Below are 9,321 nucleotides of genomic sequence, written 5' to 3'. Positions count from 1 at the left end.
GCCACATGATCAATCTGATCCCAAGGAATTTGAATGTAATCTTCAGGATTTTTCTGGTTGTAGAACTCAAAGGCCTTATTGCCAATAAGGATATCGCCATACGTAGCTAGCCCGTGGAATGACGTTGCCTTTGCGGTGAAATCGACCGTACTGTTTTGAGACTGAGCCATACAATCCTTTCAAAAATGGGTCGCACCCATTATAGAGCGCGACCCATATTCGTGCGAAGTTGAGTACTAATGCGTACTCTTACTCATTACATAAAGCCAAGGAGTCGACCAATAATACCAACGGCAAAGAGAGCCAGGATGATAGCAATTGGAGAGACCTTCTTCTTAAGCAGTGAGCAGCAAAGCAGTGTCAGACCAACAGCTGCCAGTCCAGGAACAAGCGAGTCAAGGTTGGACTGCAGTGTGGTTACCTTGACTGGGTCAAGGCCGTTTGGTCCAAGTGCAGCGTAAAGCTTTAATGCCTGGTGCATTCCCTCTACTCCTGAAGGAATGCTTGTCCAATCAATGTAGGCGCCTGCCTGCTGAGGAATGGTAGAAACAACTGGGGTAAATGAAATTGAAACCCAGCGCTGTACCAGGGCACCAATGATAAACATACCAAGAATAGAAGCACCCTCGGTAATCTTGCCCAGCATGCCGCCAGAAAGATCGGAAGAAATTGAAGCGCCTGCCTTGTAGCCAAACTCCTGGGTGTACCACAGGAAGGAAAGGCGGATGACGTTCCACAGAACAAAGAAGAGAATAGGGCCAAGTGCAGAACCACCAGCGGCAATAGATGCGCCGAGTGCTCCAAGAATTGGACGGACAGTAAACCAGAAGACTGGGTCACCAACACCGGCCAGAGGGCCCATCATGCCTACCTTAACGCCCTGAATTGCAACATCGTCAATAGGCTCACCGTTAGCACGTCCCTCTTCCAGTGCAAGGGTAACGCCCATGACTGGTGCAGAAACATAAGGGTGAGTGTTGTAGAACTCAAGGTGGCGCTTAAGAGCTGCTACCTGATCTTCTTTGTTTGGATAAAGCTTTTTGATGGCTGGAATCATTGAGAATGCCCAACCACCGTTCTGCATACGCTCGTAGTTCCAAGAACCCTGAAGGAACTGATGACGAAGAGCAACAGACATGCGGTCTTTCTTAGAAAGCTGAATCTTATTCTCCATTAGTTTCACGCTCCTTCAGAATTAGTAGTTGTCAATAATATCGCCGAGCGGATCACCAGATCCGCCACCTGCGCCGCCACCCTGCTTAGCAAGGTCTTTAAGACCAATGTAGAGAATAGCAAGGCAAACACCAATAACACCAAGAGCAATAAGAGTGAGCTGGTTAATAGCAGCAAAGACAAAGCCAAGAGCAAAGAACGGCCAAACCTCACGAGTAGCCATCATGTTAATGACCATTGCGTAACCAACAGCAGCAACCATGCCGCCGCCAACTGCCATACCGCCAGTGAGCCACTTAGGCATTGCGTTTAGAGCATCAGTGACAATAGCTGGGTCAATGAAGCAAAGAGCAGCTGCAGGAACAGCAATACGTGCGCCCTGCATGAGGATAGCTACAATGTGCCAACGCTCGATTGCAGCAAAATCGCCCTTCTCGGCAGCTGCGTCCATTGCGTGGACAATACCAGTTGCAATAGTACGAGCAATCATGGTGAGGAACAGGCCTGCTACGGACAAAGGAATTGCAAGTGCAATAGAGGTGTTAATAGCAGCGGTGGTGTCAGTGTCTCCGCCGTTAAGTGCCAAAACCATAATGATTGCAGATGCGACAGATGCCAAAGCTGCGTCTGGTGCAACTGCAGCTCCGATGTTTGCCCAACCAAGAGCAATCATCTGAAGAGAACCGCCGAGGATAATTCCCTCAGCAGGGTGACCAGTCACAAGGCCAATCAGTGAGCAAGCAACCAGGGGCTGGTGGAACTCCCACTGGTCAAGAATACCTTCCATGCCAGCGAGAAGAGCAACAATTACGACAAGCAGTATTGTGATAGGTGTCATTTCTACCTCCTTCTAGTTACTTACGGGCGCCAAGCTCAGACTTAGCTTTTTTAAGCATTGCCTCAAAGTTCTCTGCGCTGTCTGCAGGAACCTTACGAACATCAAACGTTGTACCGCACTCGCGGATAGCTTCAAGAGTCTTTACATCGTCCTCATCCATAGCAACTGCGTTGGTAACAACAACTTTGCCAACAGAATGAGCCATAGAACCAAGGTTTGCTTCCTTGATTTCTACGCCACCCTCAATAGCACGAAGCATATCTTGAGGAGTCTCAAACAGAAGCATTGCCTTGGTATTGCCAAAACGAGTGTCGTGAGCAATCTCAATAATCTTCTTAATAGGAACAACGTGGACATGTACTCCTGGAGGAGCTGCCTGAATAATCATGGTCTTGCGGAGCTCATCTTGAGCAACACCGTCAGAGCAGACAATAATGCGATCTGGCTTGGTCATCTTTGTCCACGTAGTTGCAACCTGACCATGCAGAAGGCGGGTATCAATACGAGCAAGAACAATCTTAAGCTTGCCGTCACCAATAACGGTACCCGCAGGAATTGCTCCCTGAGGTGCTGCTGGAGCAGCAGGAACATCAGTAGGTGTTGCCTCTTGTGGCTCAAGCTCTTCTGGCTTAATCTTTACGCCCATACGAGCTTCAGAGTAGATCTCTTTTGCTACCTCAGCTGCGGTATCTACACCAAGACGAGAGCCATAAGCTGCAATAAGCATTGGGAGGTTAAGGCCAGTAACAGCAACCCAATCCTCTTTACCCTCTTCCTCAAGAACGCGAGAAATCTGGTTAAAGGGGGTGCCACCCCATAGGTCAACCAAGAACAAAACGTGCTCTTGATCTTCAAGCGTGGCAATTGCGTCGAGAATCTTCTGGTGCAGGTCATCTGGGCCCATATCAGGAGTAAGCGTTACAGCCACAACGCCTTCCTGTGGTCCAAAAATCATGCCGCCAGAATCTTTGATGCCCTCGGCAAATTTGCCATGGCTGGCTAGAACGATACTAACCACTTCTACCTCCTTCTTTTCTACCTAATAAAACAAATGAAACTGTAAACATAACAATGAAAATAACATTTACTTTTCTGATTTTATTACATATATCTGAAGCGTGTCTTCACTAACCTAACTCTTTTTAGATTTTTTAGGTTGTATAAGCCAATTTTAGGACGAGAAGATCTTCTCGTCCTAAAGGTAAACATAAAAATGCGGCCAGAAACATAGAGCTTCTGACCGCAAGAATTCTGTATATCGCGTCTAGTTAGCAGCCAACAGACACAAGGTCGTGTGTGGACTGAGTAAAGACATCGTAGCCGTCCTCAGTAACAACGCCAAAGTCCTCAAGGCGAATACCAAACTTACCAGGCAGGTAAATGCCAGGCTCATCGGTAACAACTGAACCTGCTGCAATAACCTTGTTCCAGCGAGGGTTGAAGAATGGACGCTCGTGAATCTCAACGCCAACACCGTGGCCAAGGCCGTGGCCAAAGTACTCACCGTAGCCAGCCTCAGAGATAACCTTAACTGCAAGGTTATGAATATCAGAACCAGTGACACCTGCATGAATAGCTGCCGCGCAAGTTTCGTTTGCCTTGCGGACAACGTCAAAGACGTGCTGCTGCTCCTCGGAAGGTGCGCCAACAACAACAGTACGGGTCATATCTGAGTGGTAATCCAGGTAACCTGCACCGTAGTCCATAACAATCATGTCGCCTGTCTGAACTACGCGCTCACCTGGCTGTGCATGAGGATTAGCACCATTAGGACCAGAAGCAATGATGGAATCAAAGGACAGGGCATCTGCACCGTTAGAGAGCATGTAGTTCTCAAGCTCTGCGCGAATCTGCTGCTCAGTAAGACCTGGCTTAATGTACTTGCAGATGTGGAGGAACGCCTTGTCAGTAATTGACTGAGCGTGCTTCATAAGCTCAATTTCAGCTGGGTCTTTAACAATACGCAGCTCAGCAATATCACCATGCATGCGTGGAAGCAAAGCAGCAACAGAACGATCACGTAATGCCTGCTCAAGGCCATCAAAGAACGCAAGATCAACGGTGTCCTCAATAGCAACTACGCGAGCACGAGCCTCAGCAATATGAGCGGCAACCCACTCGGTAGGAGTAGTGACTTCCTGGTCAAACTTCCATGGAGAATCAGCACCAAGGCGCTCCAGGAATGTGTTGTAGTAACGAGAGTCAGTGTGCATGAAGAGCTCATCCTGCGTGATAAATGCAGTATGTGCCTGCTCAAAGTCAAAGACACGCTCAGCGTCAGTCAACCAACGAAGATCTGGGTTGTGACGTAGAACAACAGCGTCGTAACCCCTCTGAGCCATTACCTCGCGAAAGCGCGCAACGCGCTTTGCTGCTGCCTGTAAATCTGCCATTTCAAATCCCTTCTCGAGATGTTTACAACAAAGAGTTGCACCTTGTGGAGTCGCCTCAGCAAACAGGCTCCTTACTGCAAGATGCGGCGCTTTAATGCGAAGCGTGAGCCTCACACCAAGCGCGGGCATGCTCGGCGAGAAGTTCCTCGTCGACCGATGCTAATCTTACCCTTCCAATAGACATTGGAATCGGCAACATAAAACGATTAGTAGAATGGAAACATTCTTGTTTGAGCGCTTCGATAAGCTGCTCAGAAGTAATGTCACAGGTAACAAAACCAATATTCAAGCGCTCAAGAATCTCGTCTTGGGCAAGCATATCGTCAAAAGAAAGCGCCTCTTTAGCTACTGCAATTCTTGCCGAGAAACGCAGTGCGTCTGCATAAAGTGCAGAAAGAGGCTGATCAGCTGGGATGAGCGGGCGAAGTGCCTCCACAAAAACCCAACCGTAAGGGACAGACTGCTGAATAGCAATAGCGGAAGAATCAGAGAGACGGCCACGGGTCTTAGTAGACTCTGCCAGCTGCTCTGCAACTATATCGGCAACTCCAGAGGAGAGGTTATCTGCTCTATCCCAAATGCGTCCAAACTCCGCCTCGTTATCAGACATAGCCGTTGCAACCATACATACCTGGGCAACCTTAGCGCTGTCATCGCAAAGATCCATAACCTCAAGATCTGCAAAGCAGAAACGAGCACAAGGCTTAGTGGTAACAAGGCGCTGATGTTCAGCGTCAGTATCAAGTGCTCGAGGAGTAATGGACGAGACAATAACTGCTGCTAAATCAAGTGGAACAGTAGCAAGGGAAACTCCCCCACACCACTTGTTTGCCACGTGGTTAGCAAGAGAAATGACGCCCTCGTGGCCCACGGCAACTACTAAATCATCAGCTGTCAGGTGCATTTCTGCCAAAGCAGACAATACCTGTGCCTCAGTTGCCACGGTAGTTGCTGCCTTGCCATCTTCCACATCTACACGTGTGACGAGAAAACCAATGGTGGTGAGGTCTCTACGCAGAAGCTCAGCAAGGTCTTCATCTGCTTGATTGCTGACAAGAAAAGCACAGCGATGAGGTCTTCCCACTGCGGTTCTGAGCTCAGTACCAAAGTTTGAAAGAACACCCGCACCAGAACGAAGTGCAATAGAGCCGCCGGGAATAGAAACCCACTGTTTGATCTGAACAGGTGGCAATTCCTCTTCAAGTTCAGTCTGGACGTTGTCACTCATAGAAGACCTCTTTCCCAAAGCAGCTTGCCAGAATCAATGGCTACCTGCTCAAATGTTTTCTCACGAATATCAATAGTAATGTCAGCAGCGGCCTCATAACGTGGACGCAGGCGTCTATAGAGCTGAGTAGCGTTTTCAAAGCTTCCCAGATCGGGACGCCTATCCGTGCGCTGAATTTGGCGAAGCGAGTCAGAAAGATCGCCGTCGAGAAACACAATGACCCCCATCTCACGCATAAGCGCAAGATTGACGTCCTTCTCGACAATTCCACCGCCGCAGCTTACAAGCAGTGACTTCTTAGACTTAAGCGTGTGCAAAACCTCAGTTTCTGCCTGCCTAAAAAGCTCTTCACCGTCATCTTCGTAGATTTCTGCCAGTGATTTACCTGCTATACGCTCTGCTAGGCGATCGGTGTCAACATAGCGGCGGTGAAACAGCTCGCCCAAATTACGTGCGAGTGTGGACTTTCCGGCACCCAGAAAGCCTACAAAAAAGATATGATCACAGCCCTCATGTACAACGTATCTTGAATCGCGAAGCTCCATACTCCTCCAGCCTTTCAAGATGATTCTATCATCGAGTTGGAGCAAGTAAACTAAAGCCGTCTTGTTATGACGTAAAAGTTACATTTTTTAAAATGCGGCGCTCGACGTGACGAATGATATTGGTGTACCAAAGATCCTCATTGGACTGCGGCTTTACCAAAATAGTTGAAACACCAGCCAAATTACCTGCAATAACATCGGTAAAAATCTGGTCTCCCACCATCACGGTTTGCTCTTTAGTTGCCGAGAAACGCTTCATAGCAGCAGTTAGCGCGCGAGGAAGCGGCTTACACGCAAAGCCTTCTCCTTCAATTCCCAGCTCGTGAGCGCTACGCTGGACCTCATTGAGGTGAATGTTATTGGAGATGAGACAGAGCGTTAATCCAGCCGCATGAGCCTTCTCAAACCAAGCAGAAACCTCTGGCGGCACCATCTTGGTGTCTCGGGGCACACAGGTATTATCGCGATCTAAGAGCACAAGCTTAATCCCCTGCTGAACCAAATCCTCTATTGAGATGTATTCAACAGCAGAAACGTAGTGTGTTGCTTTGATCAAACTCATGCCACACCTGCTATTGCTTACTTGCGGCTTCACGCTCGCGTGCGTTTTCAATAGCCTGCTGATGTTCGTCGTACGTCTCTGAGAAGACGTGCTCATCCGAAGTAATCCAGAAGTAGTAATAATTGGTTGCTGCTGGATCCATAGCCGCCTTAATAGAGGCATAACCTGGGGAACAAATAGGCGTAGGAGTCAAACCCTTAAACGCATAGGTGTTATAGGGGTCGCTTGTCATCGAGCTGAGGTCTTCTGCAGTAGCTTCCCTACCCAGGGAATAAGCAAGGGTAGCGTCACTTTGCAGATACATATCATCGTACAGGCGGTTGTAGAAAACAGATGCAACCTTAGGACGGTCATCATCAGTCAGGGCTTCTCGCTCAATAATCGATGCCATGATAATGATTTGCTCGTTAGTAAGATTCAAGTTGTAACGCTTATTAAGCGTAATGCGAGCGGCATCCAGGTTAAGATCAGCTGTCTCTGTCTCAAACTGATCAAGCATGGCACGGATGACCGTATCGGCAGTTACATTGCTTTCTGTAAAGGTATAGGTCTTGGGGAATAAGTAGCCTTCAAGAGAATCATTAGCATCTACCGCACCTGCAAGGAACGGATAGTCAGCAACATAATTGGATGCTTTTGCCTGATTCAAGAAATCATCGCGAGAAATACCAAAGTAGTCCTGAACCAAATCCGCAACCTGAGAAACGGTGTAACCTTCTGGTACGACAAAGCCACTACCAGGAGCATTAGGGCCAGAAATAAGCAGATGAACGATGTCTGCTGGCTTGGTACCAGTGGTAATAACATAGATACCACTCTTGATTTTCTGCTCAGCATCCTGACGCTTTACCTGATTTAAGAACTCGCTCTTAGTTGCAATAATCTTGTTCTCAAAAAGAATCTTTGCGACTTCCTGCGCACCAGCGCCATCTGGAATGGTAACGGTAACTTGCTGACCAGCGGTAATTTCTTGCGTATCGGAATTAGCGCGAGAAAGCTCTGGAAGCGCTACTTTCCACACAAAGATGCCAAGGGCCGCAACCATTATAAAAGCGATAAGTGCCGCAAAAATACGAGAACGCTTTGAAGCCTTCTTATCTCTATGCTTTACCTGCTTGTTCTTTGCCATATGAGTGACTTGAGCGCTTCTTGAAGAAAGCTTGCCACCGGTAAGTGCAGGCAGCGATCCTGTAGCCTCAACTGAAGGCTGCGTGATCTGTTCCTGCTGAATCTGCTCTTCCTGAGCCTGTCCTTCTGGTACAGGAGAAGAAAAATGTGCGCCCTGACGACGCGGAGAAGAACCATTTGATAGGGTGGGCATTTAGTCTCCCTTATTCATCTGTGCATCAAGCCATGATTGCAAAAAGAGCGAAGCAGCAACCATGTCAACTTTTCCACGCATGGCTTTTTCAGATAAACCTTGCGCTCGAAGAATCTTCTTTGCTTCCGCAGAAGAAAGTCTTTCGTCAGTAAATTCTAATGGAAGTTGGCAGTTCTTCGCAATTTGCTCAGCTTGAGCGGTAATTTTTTGGGCCTGTGGTCCATCTTCGCCGGCGAGCGTTTTAGGACGACCGCACAAAAGCAGTTCTGGCTCCCAATCTTCAAGCACAGCTTTAAACGTACGTGCATGTGAGAGTACCTCTTGCGCAGGTAGCACGCAAACAGGTGACGCAATAGCACCATCGGGGTCACTTACAGCAACCCCGATGCGAACTTCACCAATATCTAAAGCTAAAACGCGCAAACGTTACGCACCAAGCTTTGTTCTTGCAGCCTCAAGCGCTGCGTCAATTCCTGCAGCATTTGAACCGCCTGCCTGCGCCATTGCTGGCTTACCGCCACCACGGCCACCAACAAGCTCTGCAATCTCTTTGACAATGTCTCCTGCCGAGAAGCCCGCTGCAACTGCAGAATCAGTGGCACCTGCAAGCAGGGAAACCTTACCGTCAGCGGTTGCGGATGCAATGACGCAAGCAACAGGCTGGCCGTCAGATGCATCGCGGATGCCGTCCCATGCGGAGCGGAGTTCTTTGCCAGAAAGGCCCTCAAGCTTAGCAATTACACAGCTATAGCCATTAAGCTGAACAGCAGACTTAAGTGCTTCTGCTACCTGATTGCTACCTGCTCCAGTTAGAGCAGCCTCAAGCTTATGGTTTGCAGTGCGAAGATCTTGCTGCAGCTGCTCAACGCGGTCTGCAACAGCAGAAGGACGAACCTTCAAAGCTGCGGCAACCTCATCAAGTTGAGCCAGGCGCTCATCAACGTACTCGATAGCGCCCATAGAAGTTACCGCCTCAATACGCCTTGAGTTAGAACCAACGGAGCTCTCAGAGATAATCTTAAAGAGGCCAAGGTCTGCTGTGTTGCGTGCGTGAGTACCACCACAGAGCTCACGAGAAAATGGAGCGTCTTCTGCACCAGCAGAGACAACGCGTACGACATCACCGTACTTCTCGCCAAAGAGTGCAACAGCACCAGCAGCCTTTGCGTCCTCAATGCTCATAATCTGAGTAACAACAGTCTTAGCGGCAAAAATCTCTGCGTTGCCCATACCCTCAATGCGATCAAGCTCATCTTTGGTA

General features: G+C 48.6%; 11 protein-coding genes. All 11 read right to left on the bottom strand.

Features of this window, described 5'->3' with window-relative positions; translation table 11 throughout:
• Positions 1-170, bottom strand: a 170-nt coding sequence (locus tag RWJ43_RS04570; RefSeq protein ID WP_314008329.1) for a DUF956 family protein, incomplete at its 3' end; no start/stop codon positions are given.
• A gap of 86 nt (positions 171-256) precedes the next feature.
• Entirely contained in the window at positions 257-1,174 is a 918-nt protein-coding gene (locus tag RWJ43_RS04565; protein ID WP_035435190.1) for a PTS system mannose/fructose/sorbose family transporter subunit IID, read from the bottom strand.
• Between the two features lie 21 nt (positions 1,175-1,195).
• A complete protein-coding gene (locus tag RWJ43_RS04560) occupies positions 1,196-2,011 on the bottom strand; it encodes a PTS mannose/fructose/sorbose transporter subunit IIC (protein ID WP_035435192.1) in 816 nt (271 codons plus the stop codon).
• Positions 2,012-2,027: 16 nt separating this feature from the next.
• Positions 2,028-3,029, bottom strand: coding sequence for a PTS sugar transporter subunit IIB (locus RWJ43_RS04555; protein ID WP_314008322.1), 1,002 nt, complete (start codon positions 3,027-3,029; stop codon positions 2,028-2,030).
• A 250-nt stretch (positions 3,030-3,279) separates the two neighbouring features.
• Positions 3,280-4,404: an aminopeptidase P family protein gene (locus RWJ43_RS04550; RefSeq protein ID WP_314008320.1), complete on the bottom strand. Its 1,125-nt coding sequence runs from the start codon at positions 4,402-4,404 to the stop codon at positions 3,280-3,282.
• 91 nt (positions 4,405-4,495) lie between these two features.
• The gene (locus tag RWJ43_RS04545) at positions 4,496-5,632 is read right to left on the bottom strand and encodes a 3-dehydroquinate synthase (protein ID WP_314008317.1); all 1,137 of its coding nucleotides are present in this window, start codon (positions 5,630-5,632) and stop codon (positions 4,496-4,498) included.
• On the bottom strand, positions 5,629-6,177 hold the full coding sequence (locus RWJ43_RS04540; RefSeq protein ID WP_035431826.1) for a shikimate kinase: 549 nt from the start codon (positions 6,175-6,177) through the stop codon (positions 5,629-5,631). The genes RWJ43_RS04545 and RWJ43_RS04540 overlap by 4 nt, the downstream gene beginning before the upstream one ends.
• Positions 6,178-6,241: 64 nt before the next feature.
• Complete coding sequence (locus RWJ43_RS04535) at positions 6,242-6,835, bottom strand: YqeG family HAD IIIA-type phosphatase (protein WP_314008314.1); 594 nt, start codon at positions 6,833-6,835, stop codon at positions 6,242-6,244.
• Positions 6,750-8,060: an endolytic transglycosylase MltG gene (gene mltG, locus RWJ43_RS04530; RefSeq protein ID WP_314008312.1), complete on the bottom strand. Its 1,311-nt coding sequence runs from the start codon at positions 8,058-8,060 to the stop codon at positions 6,750-6,752. The genes RWJ43_RS04535 and mltG overlap by 86 nt, the downstream gene beginning before the upstream one ends.
• Entirely contained in the window at positions 8,061-8,483 is a 423-nt protein-coding gene (gene ruvX / locus RWJ43_RS04525; RefSeq protein ID WP_035431832.1) for a Holliday junction resolvase RuvX, read from the bottom strand. It abuts the gene before it with no gap.
• Between the two features lie 3 nt (positions 8,484-8,486).
• On the bottom strand, positions 8,487-9,321 hold an 835-nt coding region (locus RWJ43_RS04520; protein ID WP_314008308.1), incomplete at its 5' end, for a DHHA1 domain-containing protein.

This window comes from Lancefieldella parvula (genome assembly GCF_963530955.1).
In the GTDB taxonomy this organism is placed as follows: Bacteria; Actinomycetota; Coriobacteriia; order Coriobacteriales; family Atopobiaceae; genus Lancefieldella; species Lancefieldella parvula_A.
Note: the sequence above shows the minus strand (reverse complement) of the source record. Positions and strands in the feature narration are given on the sequence as shown.